The 15,105-nt window shown below is 72.5% G+C and carries 12 protein-coding genes; 7 read left to right on the top strand and 5 right to left on the bottom strand.

Annotated elements, in window-relative coordinates:
* Positions 1-16 precede the first annotated feature (16 nt).
* The 4 genes from ACHUEU_RS09555 to ACHUEU_RS09540 all read right to left on the bottom strand — a co-directional run bounded on the left by ACHUEU_RS09555 (position 17) and on the right by ACHUEU_RS09540 (position 4,405).
* Positions 17-1,480, bottom strand: coding sequence for an ATP-binding protein (locus ACHUEU_RS09555; protein ID WP_394215733.1), 1,464 nt, complete (start codon positions 1,478-1,480; stop codon positions 17-19).
* 3 nt (positions 1,481-1,483) lie between these two features.
* Positions 1,484-2,179, bottom strand: a complete 696-nt coding sequence (locus ACHUEU_RS09550) for a response regulator transcription factor (RefSeq protein ID WP_394215731.1) — start codon at positions 2,177-2,179, stop codon at positions 1,484-1,486.
* Positions 2,180-2,297: 118 nt separating this feature from the next.
* Positions 2,298-3,407, bottom strand: a complete 1,110-nt coding sequence (locus ACHUEU_RS09545) for an adenylate/guanylate cyclase domain-containing protein (RefSeq protein ID WP_394215729.1) — start codon at positions 3,405-3,407, stop codon at positions 2,298-2,300.
* An 86-nt stretch (positions 3,408-3,493) separates the two neighbouring features.
* On the bottom strand, positions 3,494-4,405 hold the full coding sequence (locus ACHUEU_RS09540) for a biotin--[acetyl-CoA-carboxylase] ligase (RefSeq protein ID WP_394215727.1): 912 nt from the start codon (positions 4,403-4,405) through the stop codon (positions 3,494-3,496).
* Between the two features lie 182 nt (positions 4,406-4,587).
* Here ACHUEU_RS09540 and ACHUEU_RS09535 point away from each other — a divergent pair, with 182 nt between their 5' ends.
* From ACHUEU_RS09535 to ACHUEU_RS09515, 5 genes are all read left to right on the top strand, one after another.
* Entirely contained in the window at positions 4,588-6,177 is a 1,590-nt protein-coding gene (locus ACHUEU_RS09535) for an acyl-CoA carboxylase subunit beta (RefSeq protein ID WP_394215725.1), read from the top strand.
* A complete protein-coding gene (locus tag ACHUEU_RS09530) occupies positions 6,174-6,479 on the top strand; it encodes a hypothetical protein (protein WP_394215723.1) in 306 nt (101 codons plus the stop codon). The genes ACHUEU_RS09535 and ACHUEU_RS09530 overlap by 4 nt, the downstream gene beginning before the upstream one ends.
* A gap of 92 nt (positions 6,480-6,571) precedes the next feature.
* Positions 6,572-8,272: a DUF885 domain-containing protein gene (locus tag ACHUEU_RS09525; RefSeq protein WP_394215721.1), complete on the top strand. Its 1,701-nt coding sequence runs from the start codon at positions 6,572-6,574 to the stop codon at positions 8,270-8,272.
* Positions 8,269-9,030, top strand: a complete 762-nt coding sequence (locus tag ACHUEU_RS09520) for a Maf family protein (RefSeq protein WP_394215719.1) — start codon at positions 8,269-8,271, stop codon at positions 9,028-9,030. The genes ACHUEU_RS09525 and ACHUEU_RS09520 overlap by 4 nt, the downstream gene beginning before the upstream one ends.
* Positions 9,031-9,086: 56 nt before the next feature.
* Positions 9,087-10,865 (top strand): acetyl/propionyl/methylcrotonyl-CoA carboxylase subunit alpha, encoded by a 1,779-nt coding sequence (locus ACHUEU_RS09515; RefSeq protein WP_394215717.1) that lies wholly within the window; start codon positions 9,087-9,089, stop codon positions 10,863-10,865.
* 119 nt (positions 10,866-10,984) lie between these two features.
* On the opposite strand, the gene ACHUEU_RS09510 is transcribed toward ACHUEU_RS09515, so the two are convergent.
* Complete coding sequence (locus tag ACHUEU_RS09510) at positions 10,985-12,451, bottom strand: NAD(P)H-quinone dehydrogenase (RefSeq protein ID WP_394215715.1); 1,467 nt, start codon at positions 12,449-12,451, stop codon at positions 10,985-10,987.
* Between the two features lie 78 nt (positions 12,452-12,529).
* Here ACHUEU_RS09510 and ACHUEU_RS09505 point away from each other — a divergent pair, with 78 nt between their 5' ends.
* Together ACHUEU_RS09505 and ACHUEU_RS09500 are read left to right on the top strand one after the other, a co-directional pair.
* Positions 12,530-13,387 carry a purine-nucleoside phosphorylase gene (locus ACHUEU_RS09505; RefSeq protein WP_394215713.1) on the top strand — a complete coding sequence of 286 codons (858 nt, stop codon included), beginning with the start codon at positions 12,530-12,532 and terminating at the stop codon, positions 13,385-13,387.
* Positions 13,384-15,099 carry a phospho-sugar mutase gene (locus tag ACHUEU_RS09500; protein WP_394215711.1) on the top strand — a complete coding sequence of 572 codons (1,716 nt, stop codon included), beginning with the start codon at positions 13,384-13,386 and terminating at the stop codon, positions 15,097-15,099. Before ACHUEU_RS09505 ends, ACHUEU_RS09500 begins: the two co-directional genes overlap by 4 nt.
* Positions 15,100-15,105 lie beyond the last annotated feature (6 nt).

Below are 15,105 nucleotides of genomic sequence, written 5' to 3'. Positions count from 1 at the left end.
CGGCCAGTGTACGAGGTCAGCCGCGCGAGCGCGGGCGGCGCCGCACCACGGACCCCTGGGGCAGGGAGTCGAGGTCGTCCCCGCCGGAGCGAGCGCCGGCGACGCCGCTCGGGGACATGTCTGCGCGCCCGGCGCGGGGAGCCCGGCCGCCTCGCCCGGGCCGGGTCTCGCGCCCGCCCCGGTGCGGCCGCCCGGACCTGAGGTCCTCGTCGTCGCCCGGGCCGCTCTCGTCGCCGGGGGCGGAGATCAGGAACACACCGAAGGTCGCCGGCTGCTCGATGAGCAGCTCGAGCCGGCCGCCGTCGTCCTCGACCAGGGTGCGGGCCAGCGCCAGGCCGACGCCGGTGCCGCTCGAGCTGCGCCCGGAGACGGACCGCTCGAAGATCTGGGCTCCGAGCTCCGCATCGATCCCGGCGCCCTCGTCGGAGACCTCGACGACGGTCGAGTGGTCGTTGCGGCGCACCTTGACCGTGGTCCGTCCGCCGCCATGGGCGAGGGCGTTCTCGATGAGGGTGGCGACGACCTGGGTGAGCGGTCCGGTCGAGCCCCAGACCGCGGCGGAGCGCGGCACCTGCACCCGCAGCTCGCGGCCGGCCCGACGATAGGCCGGGGACCACTCCTCGCTCTGCTGGGTCAGCACGCTGCGCAGCTCCACCACCCCTGGAGTACGGCGCTGGGAGGAACGGGGGGCGTTGATGAGATCGTGGACCACCTCGGTGAGGCGGTCGATCTGTTCGAGGGAGATGCGGGCCTCCTCACGCACCCATTCCTCGGAGCTGACGGCCAGGATCTCGTCCAGCCGCATCGACAGGGCGGTCAGCGGGGTGCGCAGCTGATGGGAGGCATCGGAGGCGAGGCGGCTCTCCGCCTCGAGGCGCTCGTTGAGCATCGCGCCGGAACGGGCGAGCTCCTCGGCCACGTCGTCGATCTCGGCGATGCCCGAGGCGTGCCAGAGGCCGCGCGAGCGACCTGATCCCATCTCCTCGGCGCGCCGGCTGAGCCGAGCCAGGGGCATCGAGATGCGCTGCGCCTGCCACAGCGCCACCGAGACACCGATCGACAGCGCCGCCAGCCCGGCGACGATGATCAGCACCCAGGCGCTGGCGGTGTGGGCCCGCACGTCGGACTCCGGGATGTGCACCGAGACGGACTGCCCGAAGGCCCCGTTGGTGTTGGTCGTCACGCCGCCCTCCCCGGGCGGCTCACCGGCCGTGTACTCGGTGCCGTCGTAGCTGACCGAGACCGAGACGTTCAGATCCGTCTGCGCGTCCACGTGGCGCTGCAGCAGCGCCTCATCGATCTCGCCGCCCTCCTGGAGCCGGGTCTCCGTGTCGACCCGCACCTGGTCGAGGATCATGTTCGCCTGGTTGCTGAGCGTCTGCCGGTTCAGCTGGAGCCAGGAGTAGCCCAGCGGGATGCCGAGCATGAGCACCGCCAGCAGCACGGTGATGATGGTGGCCTGCAGCACGCGCTGCCGCACGGGTCAGCTCTCCGCGCCGGTCTCGAAGCGGAAGCCCACACCCCTCACCGTGGTGATCCGGCGCGGATCGGTGGCGTCGTCGCCGAGCTTGCGGCGCAGCCAGGAGACGTGCATGTCGAGGGTCTTGGTGGAGCCCCACCACTCCGCGCCCCACACCTCGCGCATCAGGTCGTCACGGGTGACGACGCTGCCGGATTCCCGCACCAGGACGGTGAGCAGGTCGTACTCCTTGGCGGAGAGGCTCAGCTCCTCGCCGTCGGCGTAGGCGCGGCGGGCGGCGACGTCCAGGCTCACCCCGTTGACATCGAAGCTGTCGCCGGACTCCTCCATCGCCTGGGAGCGCCGCATCAGCGCGCGGATGCGAGCCTGCAGCTCCCCGAGGCGGAAGGGCTTGGTGACGTAGTCGTCGGCACCGGCATCGAGACCCACCACCGCATCGACCTCGTCGGCCCGGGCGGTGAGGATCAGGATCGGGCATTCCAGCCCGCCCTTGCGCAGTCTCCGGGCGACCTCGAGACCATCCAGGTCGGGCAGGCCGAGATCGAGGATGACCAGGTCGATCGACTCCGCTCCGGCGGCGATCGCCAGCGCGTCCACCCCCCGGGAGGCGCGCGTGACGGTGTACCCCTCCCGGTCCAGCGCACGGGAGAGCGGTTCAGCGATGGCGGAGTCGTCCTCGACGAGAAGCAGTCGTGTCACGCGGTCCATCCTATGACGATGCCAGCAGGGTCTGGCCCGGACCGAGGTCCGGACGGGCGTGGCCCCATCATCACAGCTCGAGCGACGTCAGGGACATCTCCGAGGTCACCGGGCGCACTCACAGACCCATGTCCAGGGGCGCGGAGCGGTCGCGCCGCATCTCCCGGACATGGATCATCCCGATGCCGTGGAGCTCGACCTGCTCCCCCTCGGAGAAGGAGAAGCCGCCGGGCAGCGCCTGGTCGACCGCGGCGCTGGTGTCCGCGTCGACCACGACCACGCCGGGCCGGGCGACCGACTCCATCCGGGCGGCGAGGTTCACGATCGGCCCGAAGACGTCCCCGTAGCGGGAGAACATCGATCCCCAGGCCAGGCCCACTCTGATCGGTGGGAGGTCCGGGGATTCGGTGATCGCCTCGGCGAGGCTGATGGCGATCTGGGCGCCGTCCTCCGGCGTGTCGGCCAGGAACATGATCTCGTCACCGACCGTCTTGACCACGCGTCCGCCGCCGACGGAGATGACATCGCGGCTGAGGGACTCGAAGCGGCCCACCATGTCGGCCAGCTCGGCGCCGGGCAGGTCCTGGGCGATCCGGGTGAACTGGACCAGGTCGGCGAAGCCGATGGCGCGCTGCAGCGGGAACAGCTCGTCGGTGTCGCGGTGCAGCACCTCGCTGCCGGCGCGGGCGGCATAGGCGGCGAGCTGGCGGCGGAAGGTGAACATCACCTGCGATTCGAAGGTCTCCAGCAGCTCCGGGATGGAGTCGAGCATCTGCTGACGCGCCTGGGCGTCGTCGAGCCCGTCGGCATACTTCGCCTCATCCACCAGCGCCTCGGTGATCCACATGGCCAGGCGCCCCATATGGAAGCCCATGCCGCGGGAGATGCTGGCGAAGGCGCGCTCGCTGATCACGCCCTCCTCGACGATCGCAGCCAGATCACCGATCGCATGGGCATCCTCATCGGTGAACACCACGGTGTCCTCGTCGACCGGTGTGAAGCCGAGGGACCGCCAGTAGACGGAGGTGAGTCGCTCCGGGATGCCCTGCTGCCGGTCGAGATCGCGGCGGGAGTACTTGCGCGGCCCCTGCAGCAGGATCTTCTCCAGCGCGCCGACGCTGCGACGCACGGCCGCGAAGCGGCGATTGAGGTCGAGGATCTCCTGATCGTCCAGGGAGTCCGCCTCGGCGCCGTCCGGCGAGAGATCGGGCAGCTCCGCAGTCTCCACCGGGACAGCATCTCGCGGCGCCGGCGACTCCTGTGCCGAGGCGCCCCGCGCGGGCTCCGTGCTGTCCCGGTCTTCCATGCCTCCGGTCACGTACCGTGCTCCTCCTGCTCGATGGCCGACGCATCGCGTGTCGTGGACCGAACGGGTTCGTCCGGTCGCAGATGCCGCACATCACCGATGTCCACGGCCGTCCGGCCGCCTCCGGCGAGGTCGACCACCAGTCGACCCTGCCCGTCGATCATCCGTGCGATGCCGTGCAGAGCGGGCGGATGCGCTCCACCCGTGCCCGCCTCCCCCAGGGGGTCGACCCGCACCGCACGCCCCACTGTGAGGCAGGTCATAGCGTAGCGCGCGTGGGTGCCCGCCGAGACCCCGTCTCCCTCCGCGGACTCCAGTCGGGAGAGCTCCTGGACCAGGGCTGCCGCCAGCGCGGACTCGAGACGCTCCCGCAGCGCCTCGTCCGCGGCCCCGTCGACCCCCGGCCGCACGCCGCCGTCCCCGCGCAGCCAGGCCGCACCGGGCACGGCCCGCCCATCGACCTGCAGGACCGGCCCGCGCAGGTTCATGCCGATGCCCAGCAGGACGAGGTCCGGGCCGCGGCCCTCGACGAGGATCCCGCCGAGCTTGCGGCCGTCCGCGGTGTGCAGATCATTGGGCCATTTCAGCCCGATCCGGGCAGTCCCGTCGCCGCCCGTCCCCAGCACCTGGTCGAGGGCGGTGAGCGCCGCGACCCCGGCGGCCAGGGAGAACCATCCGCGACGGTCGGCGGCGAGCCGGCTGCGGTGAGCGACGGTGAGGGCGAGGCTCGAGCCGTCGGGACTGGCGAAGGAACGGCCGAGCCGTCCCCTCCCCCCGCTCTGGTGCCGGGCGGTGAGCGCGAAGGGCGTCCGCTGCCCGTCGGCGGCACGGCGCGCGGCCTCGTCCTGGGTGGAGGTGACCGAGTCCATGCGGAGGATCTCGAGCGGCCCTCGCGCCGCGGTGTCCATCCGTTCCCTCATGTCTCCCCCTCGTCCAGTCCCGTCGGCCCCTGCCGGGTCTCGTGCCCAGCGCTCTGCTCCGCGTCCCTGGCGGCACGCTCGGCCGCAGGACCTGCCGTCGCCGTCGGACGTGGGTAGCGTAGTATCCCGGTGACCATCCGCCGGAACAGATGGCGGCCTCGCAGGCCGCAGCAGGAGGCTCCGTGACCGACGCCCCGCGGCCGCTCACCACCGCCCAGCGACTCGAGGACCTGCGCGAGCGCGATGCCGCCGCGGTCTCCGCCGCTGATGAGATCGCGGTGCAGAAGCAGCACGCCCGTGGCAAGAAGACGGCCCGCGAACGCATCTCCGACCTGCTGGACGACGGCTCCTTCGTGGAGACCGATCGCTTCGTGCGCCACCAGGCCCGCAATTTCGGCATCGATCGCAAGCGCCCCGACGGCGACGGGATCATCACCGGCTACGGCACCGTCGACGGCCGTCAGGTCTGCGTGTACTCGCAGGACTTCACCGCCTTCGGCGGTTCGCTCGGCGAGGCCCACGGTCGCAAGATCCAGAAGATCCAGGATCTCGCCCTGAGCACGGGCGTGCCGATCATCGGCATCCTCGACGGCGGCGGCGCTCGCATCCAGGAGGGCGTGGCCTCGCTGGCCATGTTCGCCGGCATCTTCAAGCGCAACACCCGCGCCTCCGGGGTGATCCCGCAGATCTCCCTCATCATGGGGCCGGCCGCCGGTGGCGCCGTGTACTCCCCGGCGCTGACGGACATCATCGTGATGGTCGAGAAGACCTCGCACATGTTCATCACCGGCCCGGACGTGATCCGCACCGTCACCGGCGAGGACGTGGGCTTCGAGGAGCTCGGCGGGGCGCGCACCCATTCCTCCCGCTCCGGGGTCGCCCACTACATGGCTCCCGACGAGGCCGAGGCCATCGAGTACGTCAAGGACCTGCTGAGCTATCTGCCGGCCAACACGCTGAGCCCGGCGCCCTCGTTCCCGGCGCCGGTCGAGGAGGACCTCACCGCCTCGGACACCGCGCTCGACACGCTGGTGCCCGACTCGCCGAATCAGCCCTACGACATGCTCTCGGTGCTGCGCGCGACGCTCGATGACGAGGAGTTCCTCGAGGTCCAGCCGCTGTTCGCGCAGAACATCCTGGTCGGCTTCGGCCGGGTCGAGGGCTTCAGCGTCGGCATCATCGCCAACCAGCCCTCGCACCTGGCCGGCACCCTGGACATCGACGCCTCGGAGAAGGCGGCCCGCTTCGTGCGCCTGTGCGACGCCAACAACATCCCGGTGCTGACCTTCGTGGACGTGCCCGGCTTCCTGCCCGGCACCGACCAGGAGTACGGCGGCATCATCCGGCGCGGGGCGAAGCTGCTGTACGCCTACGCGGAGGCGACGGTCCCGCTGATCACCGTCATCACCCGCAAGGCCTACGGCGGCGCCTACATCGTGATGGGCTCCAAGGAGCTGGGGGCGGACATCAACCTCGCCTGGCCCACCGCACAGATCGCGGTGATGGGCTCGCAGGGCGCGGTGAACATCCTCCACCGCGGTGATCTCCAGGAGGTCACCGAGCAGGGCGGCGACGTGGCGGCCGCCCGCGCCCGGTACGAGGCCGAGTACGAGGAGCAGTTCGCCACCCCGTACACCGCGGCCGAGCGGGGCTGGATCGATGGCGTGATCCGTCCCGCAGAGACCCGGCTCGAGGTGGCTCGCGCCCTGCGCGCCCTGCGCACCAAGCGCGACACCCTGCCCACCAAGAAGCACGGAAACATCCCGCTGTGAGCGCCCAGCCGTCCCCCGGCCCCGCCGCGGAGGACGCCGACGGCGCCGAGGGCGCACCGGCCCTGCGCCCCGCCGACGTGCGTCTGGTGCAGGGCTACCTGCGCGTCGACGAGCTCGCGGCCATCGCCGTGGTGGTCTCCGCGATGAGCGTGACCAGTCGGCTCGAGGCGGAGGAGCGCCTGCTCGCCGAGGGCCGAGGCGCCGGCGCGGGGGCGTGGAACGACGTCGTGCACTGCCATCCGCGCGCCCACGGCCTGCGCTCCCGCCCCTCGCCCACCGCCTGGCAGTTCTCCGACCGCTGAGCGGGACACCGCCCGGGCGGCAGGCCGTGACCCGCCCCGGCTCGTTCCGAGGCCGCACGGGTCACGGCCTGCCGCGCACTAGACTGCCCCGCATGCCCGAGACCCCTCCTGCACCGTCGGCCGCCGCTTCCGTGCCCCGTCCCGCCAGCGCCCTGGACACCCTGGCCGACCAGTACGTCGACCTCAGCGCCCGCCTGGATCCGTTCCTCGCCACCGCCCTGGGCGTGAGCGGCCACGACGCCGAGGTGACCGACTACTCCCCCGCCGCGGTCGCCGAGCGCACCGCCGCGGCCCGCACCCTGCTCGCCCGCGCCGCCGAGGTCCCGGACCAGGACGCGGTGGACACCGTCACCCGGGCCGCGCTCACCGAACGTCTGGGCCTGGAGATCGAGCGTGCCGAGCAGCGCCTCGACATCGCCGCGGTGAACAACCTCGCCTCGCCGCTGCAGTCTCGCGATGCGCTCGACCAGATGCCCACCGACACCGCCGAGGACTGGCAGGTGATCGCCGAGCGGATGGGCGGGCTGCCGCGTTCGCTCGGCACCTGGGCAGAGTCGCTGGAGGAGGCGGCCGAGCATGGCGTGCTCTCCGCTCGGCGGCAGCTGCTGCTCGGCGCGGAGCAGGCCCGCGGCTACGCCGCCGAGGACGGCTTCTTCACCGCCTTCGCCCGGGACGCGGTGGGCTCTGGCCCGCAGCGCGAGCGGGTCGCGCAGGCCGCCCGCACCGCGGCCCAGGGCTATCTCGACCTCGCCGACCAGCTCGAGCGCCTCGCCCCTCGTGCCCCCGAGCGAGACGCTGTGGGCCGGGACGCCTATGCGCTGGCCTCCCGCACCTTCCTGGGCAGCACGATCGACATCGACGAGACCTATGCCTGGGGCATCCAGGAGCTACGCTCGGTGGTCGCCGAGCAGGAGGAGGTGGCCGCGCGGATCAACCAGCGCGCCGGCAACGGCGGTGGCGGCTCGGTCGAGGCCGCGAAGCAGGCGCTGAACGCCGATCCCTCCCGAGTGCTGCACGGCACCGAGGAGCTGCGCGCCTGGATGCAGGACCTCAGCGACCGCGCGATCGAGGACCTCGCCGGCACCCACTTCGACATCCCCGAGCCGCTGCGGCACCTGGAGTGCCGGATCGCCCGCACCGGCTCCGGCGGCATCTACTACACCGGCCCCAGCGAGGACCTGACCCGGCCGGGCCGGATGTGGTGGGACGTGCCGTCCGGCACCACGGAGTTCCACACCTGGTCGGAGACCACGACCGTCTACCACGAAGGGGTGCCCGGCCATCACCTCCAGGTGGGCACGCAGACCCTGCAGGCCAGCACCCTGAACCGGTGGCGGGCGATGATGTGCTGGGTCTCCGGACACGGAGAGGGCTGGGCGCTGTACGCCGAGCGGCTGATGGACCAGCTGGGCTACCTCGGCGATGACGGCGACCGGCTGGGCATGCTCGATGCGCAGCGGCTGCGGGCGGGCCGCGTGGTGCTGGACATCGGCCTGCACTGCGAGCTGCCCATGCCCGAGGGGCTCGCCGGATCCGCCGGCGGCGCCTGGAGCGTCGAGAAGGCCTGGGACTTCATGAGCGCCCACTGGGGCGTGACCGAGGCCGAGCAGCGCTTCGAGCTGCACCGCTACCTGGGCTGGCCGGGCCAGGCCCCCTCCTACAAGATCGGCCAGCGGGTCTGGGAGCAGCTGCGCCAGGATGCCGAGGCCGCCGGAACCCCCGTCCGCGACTTCCATCGCCGGGCGCTGGAGCTCGGCAGCCTGCCGCTGTCCGTCGTGAAGGAGGCGCTGTGACGAGCTCCCCCGCTCCCGTCGAGGGTGTGGCCGGTGCCGGCGGGCACGATCCGCTGCTGCTGCTCGCCTCCGCCTCGGCGGGTCGCCGCGCCACCCTGCGCGCGGCGCGCATCGAGCACTCTGCCCTGCCCGTCGACCTCGACGAGGGGGCTATCCTCGCCCGGGCACGCACGGCGACGGAGGCCGTCGGCGCGGGCGCTCCCGAGACTGCCCTGACCGCCGCGGACGAGGTGCTGCTGCTCGCCCGGGAGAAGGCGCTCGCGGCGACCGCCCGCAGCGACGGCGGCTACGTGGTGCTCGGCTGCGACTCGATGCTCGAGCTGGACGGCGAGGTGATCGGGAAGCCGCTGACCGCCGAGCGGGCCGTCGAGCGCTGGCGGGCGATGCGCGGCCGCGCCGGGATCCTGCACTCCGGGCACTGGCTGGTCGACGACCGGGACCCGGAGGACGGCGGCACGGGCGCCACCTTCGGCGCGACGGCGAGCTGCGAGCTGCACTTCGCCGACCTCTCCGACGAGGAGATCGGGGCCTACGTCGCCACCGGGGAACCGCTCGGCGTCGCCGGGGGCTTCACGCTCGACGGGATCGGGGGGCCCTTCATCGAGCACGTCCAGGGCGACCCCCATGCGGTGGTGGGCCTCTCCCTGCCCCTGCTGCGACGGATGCTCGGGGAGATCGGCCTGGGTGTCCACGAGCTGTGGGAGGACCCCTCCTCCGACCCCGTCGACGCCGGCCCCTCGGACCCTGCTGACCGCTGAGCCCGCGCGGTACTACACTCGACCTCTGCTGACCCCCTCGGAAGGACCCCTCGCCGATGCCCGCTCGCTCCTCCAAGCCCCGCCCCCTGTCCACGGTGCTGATCGCCAACCGTGGAGAGATCGCGGTGCGGATCGCACGGGCCTGCCGCGACGCCGGGCTCCGCTCCGTCGCGGTCTACGCCGACCCGGACCGCGATGCGCTGCACACGCAGATCGCCGACGAGGCCTACGCCCTCGGAGGCACCACCGCCGCCAGCTCCTACCTCGTGGTGGACAAGATCCTCGACATCGCCCACCGCTCGGGGGCCGACGCGATCCATCCCGGCTACGGGTTCCTCTCCGAACGCGCGGACTTCGCCCAGGCCGTCATCGATGCGGGACTGACCTGGATCGGTCCGCCGCCGGCGGCGATCGAGAAGCTCGGCGACAAGGTCTCCGCCCGTCACATCGCCCAGAAGGCCGGTGCGCCCCTGGTCGCCGGCACCAAGGACCCGGTCAAGAGCTCCGACGAGGTCGTGGACTTCGCCCGCGAGCACGGCCTGCCGATCGCCATCAAGGCGGCCTTCGGCGGCGGCGGCCGCGGCCTGAAGGTGGCCCGTGAGGAGTCCGAGGTCCGCGAGCTGTTCGATTCCGCGGTGCGCGAGGCCGTCGCCGCCTTCGGCCGCGGCGAGTGCTTCGTGGAGCGCTTCCTGGACTCCCCCCGCCACGTCGAGACCCAGTGCCTCGCGGACCGGCACGGCAACGTCCAGGTGGTCTCCACCCGCGACTGCTCGCTGCAGCGCCGCCACCAGAAGCTGGTCGAGGAGGCGCCCGCGCCCTTTCTCTCCGCCCAGCAGAACGCGCAGCTGATCAGCTCCTCGAAGGCGATCATGCGCGAGGCCGGGTACGTCGGCGCCGGCACCTGCGAGTTCCTGGTCGGCAAGGACGGCACCATCTCCTTCCTCGAGGTCAACACCCGTCTCCAGGTCGAGCATCCGGTGACGGAGGAGGTCGCCGGCGTGGACCTGGTGCGCGAGCAGCTGCGCATCGCCGCCGGCGAGTCCATCAGCACCGAGGACCCGATCTCCCGTGGCCACTCCTTCGAGTTCCGCATCAACGGCGAGGACCCGGGCCGCGGTTTCATGCCCGCTCCCGGGAAGATCCAGCGCTACGACGTGCCCTCGGGGCCGGGCGTGCGCATCGACTCCGGGGTGCGCGCGGGCGACGAGGTCTCCGGCGCCTTCGACTCGATGCTGGCCAAGCTCATCGTCACCGGCACCACCCGCCACGAGGCCCTCGAGCGCTCCCGCCGGGCTCTGGCCGAGTTCCACATCGAAGGGATCCCGACGGTCCTGCCCTTCCACCGCACGGTGGTCGAGGACCCGGCTTTCGCGCCGGAGGATCCCGAGCAGGCCTTCTCCGTGCACACCACCTGGATCGAGTCCGAGTTCGACAACGCTCTGCCGGCCGCGCCGCTGCCGAGCCAGCCCGAGGAGACCGAGGACCGTGAGGCCGTGGTGGTCGAGGTGGACGGCCGACGGGTGGAGATCAGTCTGCCCGCCTCGCTGCGCGCGCCCCAGGCCGCGGTGCGGCAGCGCCGCAAGCGCCAGCACCGGGCGGCCGGGGAGGTCGCCGGCGGCGGCAGCAGCGTCTCCGCCCCGATGCAGGGAACCATCGTCAAGGTGGTCGCCGAGGAGGGCCAGTCGGTGGCCGACGGCGATCTGCTGGTCGTCCTCGAGGCGATGAAGATGGAGCAGCCGATCACCGCGCACCGCTCCGGGATCGTCACGGGCATCAGCGCCGAGCTCGGGGCCACTGTCTCCGCCGGCGCCGTCCTCTGCTCGATCGAGGACTAGGTGCGCGACGGGATCGTCAGATTCCGAACCACTTCGCAGCCTGCGATGGTACGGAATCTGACGATCCCGGCCGGGAGCCCCGGATGCGGAGCACGGGGTACGGGACCTGGCGGGCCGGCTCAGACCTTCGGCGCGAGCACCCGCTGCCTCGCCACCTCGGCCAGGGAGCCGGTGAGCGAGGGGTAGATGGTGAAGGTGCCGGCGAGCTGCTCGGCGGTGAGCCGGTGCGCGACCGCGAGGGTGCACGGCAGGATCAGTTCACTGGCTCGCGGTGCCACCACCACGGCGCCGATCACGGTGTGGGAGCCGGGGGCCACGATGAGCTTCACGAAGCCCTCGGTGATCCCCTGCATCTTCGCGCGCGGGTTCCGGTCCAGCCCCAGCACCAGGACCTCGCCCGAGACCTCACCGTCGAGGACCTCCTGCTCGCTGACGCCGACCACGGCGATCTCCGGGCTGGTGAAGATCGCGGAGGAGACCTGGGTCGAGAGCAGTGGGGAGACGGCGTCGCCCAGTGCGTGGTGCATGGCGATCCGTCCCTGCATCGCCGCCACCGAGGCGAGCGGGTGCACCCCGCTGCAGTCCCCCGCGGCGTAGATGCCCCGCACGGAGGTGCGGGAGACGCGGTCGGTCTCGATGTGGCCGGAGTCCGCGACTCTCACCCCGGCGGTCCAAAGCCCGAGATCGGCGGTCCAGGGGATCCCCCCGATGGCCACCAGCACATGACTGCCGATGATCTCCTCACCCGTGGTGAGAGTCACCACCACCCCGTGCTCGGTGCGGCGCGCGGTGGCGGCGCGGGAGCGGGAGCGCACGGTGACGCCACGACGGGCGAAGGCGTCCTCGAGCACGTCGGCGGCGTCCGCATCGGTGCCGGGCAGCACCTTCTCCCGGGAGGAGACCAGGGTGACCTCGCTGCCCAGCGCCCGGTAGGCGCTGGCGAACTCGGCGCCGGTCACGCCGGAGCCGACCACGATGAGGTGCTCGGGCAGGCGGTCCAGCTCGTACAGCTGGGTCCAGTTCAGGATCCGCTCGCCGTCACAGGGGGCGCTGTCCAGCTCCCGGGGGCGGGCACCGACGGCCAGCAGGATCACATCGGCCTCGAGGCTCGCCACCCGCTCGCCGGCCCCGTCGAGCACCTCGACCCGGTCCGGCCCGTCCAGGCGTCCCGTCCCGTCGATGACCTGCACGCCGGCGGCGACCAGGCTCGAGCGGATGTCCGCGGACTGGGCCGTGGCGAGCTCGCGCACCCGGAGGTTCACGGCGGCGAGGTCGACGTTCAGGGAGTGGGCGGTGGGGGCGGCGCCGTTGTCGGCGTCGCGGATGCCGAGCTGCTGCGAACCGCCGACCAGGTCGAGCACGTCGGCGGTGGCGATGAGGGTCTTGGAGGGCACCACGTCGGTGAGCACCGCGGCGCCACCGATGCCGCGCTCCTCGATCAGCACGGTCTCCGCGCCGTCACGCGCGGCGGTCAGTGCGGCCTCGTACCCTCCCGGGCCGCCGCCGATGATCACCACGCGGGCGCGGTCCCCGGCGCGGGGGAGTCGATGGGGGTCCGAGGGCAGGGCTGTACTGGGATCGGTCACGCTGCCATTGTGGCAAAGACTGCACGGCACGGCACCGTTCCCGGACTACGCTCGGCCCGTCTGCGCTACCTTCGGTCCATGACTTCTTCCGTTCCCGACCCGTACCCGCTCGCCCGCGAGGCCGCCGCCGCCATCGCCGAGGCCAGCGGTGTCCCCGACCACGACCTCGCCCTGGTGCTCGGCTCGGGCTGGTCCGGCGCCGCCGATCTGCTCGGGGAGACCGTCTGGCAGGCCGACGCCACCACGATCCCCGGATTCCGACCGCCCGCGGTCGCCGGCCACGTCGGCACCCTGCGCTCGATCCGGGTGGAGGGCACCGGCGCCCGCGCCCTGGTGCTGGGCGCCCGCACGCACTTCTACGAGGGCGCCGGCGTGGACGCCACCGTCCACGGGGTGCGCACCGCCGCCGCGACCGGGGCGCGCACCATGGTGCTGACCAACGGCTGCGGCGGGATCGACCCCTCCTGGGCTCCCGGCACCCCGGTGCTGATCCGTGACCAGATCAACTTCACCGGCGCCACCCCGCTGGTCGGTGCCAACTTCGTGGATCTCACCGATCTCTACACCCCGGCGCTGCGCGCGCTCGCGCTCGAGGTCGACGCCGGCCTCGACGAGGGCGTGTACATGCAGTTCTCGGGCCCGAGCTACGAGACCCCCGCCGAGGTGCAGATGGCGAAGGTGCTCGGGGCCGATCTGGTGGGCATGTCCACCGCGCTCGAGGCGATCGCGGCCCGCGAAGCCGGGATGGACCTGCTGGGCATCTCGCTGGTGACCAACCTCGCCGCCGGCATCAGCGGGGACGCGCTGAGCCATCAGGAGGTGCTCGAGGCCGGCCGGGAGGCAGGCCCTCGGATCTCCCGCCTGCTGGCCGAGACCGTCCGCCGGATCACCGACGGCCAGCCGGCCGGGAGCACCGCGACGGGGGCCTCGGCATGAGCGTGGACAGCGCACTGCGCTCGCGCGCCGAGACCTGGCTGAGGGACGATCCCGATCCGGCGACCCGGGCAGCACTGGAGAGCCTGCTCGAGCAGGCCGCTGCCGGCAGCTCCGCGGCGCAGGACGAGCTCGCCGATGCCTTCTCCGCCGACCTGCAGTTCGGCACCGCGGGACTGCGCGGGGCGATGGCTCCCGGCCCGAACCGGATGAACCTCGCCGTGGTCTCCCGTGCCGCCCGCGGCCTGGCCGACCACCTGCGGGAGGACCTGGACCTGGACCGGCCGCGGGTGGTCATCGGCTACGACGCCCGGTACAACTCCCACGCCTTCGCCCGGCGCTCGGCGGAGATCATGGCGGCCGCCGGCTGCCAGGTGCAGCTGTTCGAACGCTGCGGCCCCACTCCCCTGGTCGCCTACGCGGTGCGGCACCTCGACGCGGACGCCGGCATCGTGGTGACCGCCTCCCACAATCCACCGGCGGACAACGGCTACAAGGTCTACCTGGGCGGTCGCGCCGCGGAGCCCGAGGGGCGCGGGGTGCAGATCGTGCCGCCGTCGGACGCGCAGATCGCGGCCCGCATCGCGGCCGTCGGCCCGGTGCGCGAGATCCCGCTCGCGGACTCCGGAGTGGAGCTGCTGGGCGAGCAGCTGCGCGAGGACTACCTCGCCGCGATCAGCGCTCTGCCGGACCCGGAGGGCCCGCGCGAGGTGCGGATCGTGCACACCGCGATGCACGGGGTGGGCACGGAGACGGCGCTGGCGGCCTTCCACCGCACCGGGTTCACCGAGGTGCACCCGGTCGCGAAGCAGGCGGATCCCGATCCCGACTTCCCCACCGTCGCCTTCCCTAATCCTGAGGAGCCCGGCGCGATCGACCTCGCACTCGAGCTCGCCCGCACCCTCGAGGCCGATGTGGTGATCGCCAACGATCCCGATGCGGATCGCTGCGCGGCGGCGGTGCTGGATCCGCACCGCGGCGACTGGCGGATGCTCACCGGTGACGAGCTGGGCGTGCTGCTGGGCGACCATCTGGTGCGTCGGCACGGCTACCGGGGTGTCCTGGCCCGCTCGATCGTCTCCAGCCGCTGGCTGGATGCGATCGCCGAGAGCGCCGGTCTGGAGGCCGCGGCCACCCTGACCGGGTTCAAGTGGATCACCCGCGCCCCGCGGATCGCCTTCGGCTATGAGGAGGCCATCGGCTACTGCGTGCTGCCGGAGGTGGTGCGCGACAAGGACGGCCTGTCTGCGGCGCTCATGGTGGCCGAGATGGCGGCACTGGCGAGGGCCGAGGGCACGACGCTGAGCGGTCGGCTCGACGAGCTCGCTGCCGAGCACGGCCTGTTCTCGACCGCGCAGCTGTCGATCCGGGTCGAGGACCTGCCCCTGATCGGCGCGATGATGGAACGACTGCGGGCGGCACCGCCCGCGGCGCTGCTGGGCTCACCGGTGGTCACGAACCAGGACCTCTCCCAGGGATCGGTGGCGACCACCGGGCTGCCGCCGACCGAGGGGATGCTGCTGCGCAGCGAGGACGACACCCGGGTGGTGGTGCGCCCCTCGGGCACCGAGCCGAAGCTGAAGTGCTACCTCGAAGTCGTCACCGACGTCCCCGCAGGAGCCACCGTCGCAGAGACGGGAGCCCTCCGGCGCCGAGCCGAGGAGCGGCTGGAGACGCTGAAGGACGAGCTGCGCCAGGTGCTCGGCGCGGACTGAGTCCCG

The sequence above is a fragment of the Brachybacterium vulturis genome (genome assembly GCF_043641765.1).
In the GTDB taxonomy this organism is placed as follows: Bacteria; Actinomycetota; Actinomycetes; order Actinomycetales; family Dermabacteraceae; genus Brachybacterium; species Brachybacterium vulturis_A.
The sequence above is the reverse complement of the archived record's forward strand: the minus strand, read 5'-3'. Positions and strand labels throughout refer to the sequence as shown.

Coding starts and splice junctions, on each gene's coding strand:
- ACHUEU_RS09540 (WP_394215727.1), bottom strand. CDS start 4,405: ATGAGGGAACGGATGGACACCGCGGCGCGAGGGCCGCTCGAGATCCTC.
- ACHUEU_RS09525 (WP_394215721.1), top strand. CDS start 6,572: ATGCCCGAGACCCCTCCTGCACCGTCGGCCGCCGCTTCCGTGCCCCGT.
- ACHUEU_RS09515 (WP_394215717.1), top strand. CDS start 9,087: ATGCCCGCTCGCTCCTCCAAGCCCCGCCCCCTGTCCACGGTGCTGATC.
- ACHUEU_RS09505 (WP_394215713.1), top strand. CDS start 12,530: ATGACTTCTTCCGTTCCCGACCCGTACCCGCTCGCCCGCGAGGCCGCC.
- ACHUEU_RS09500 (WP_394215711.1), top strand. CDS start 13,384: ATGAGCGTGGACAGCGCACTGCGCTCGCGCGCCGAGACCTGGCTGAGG.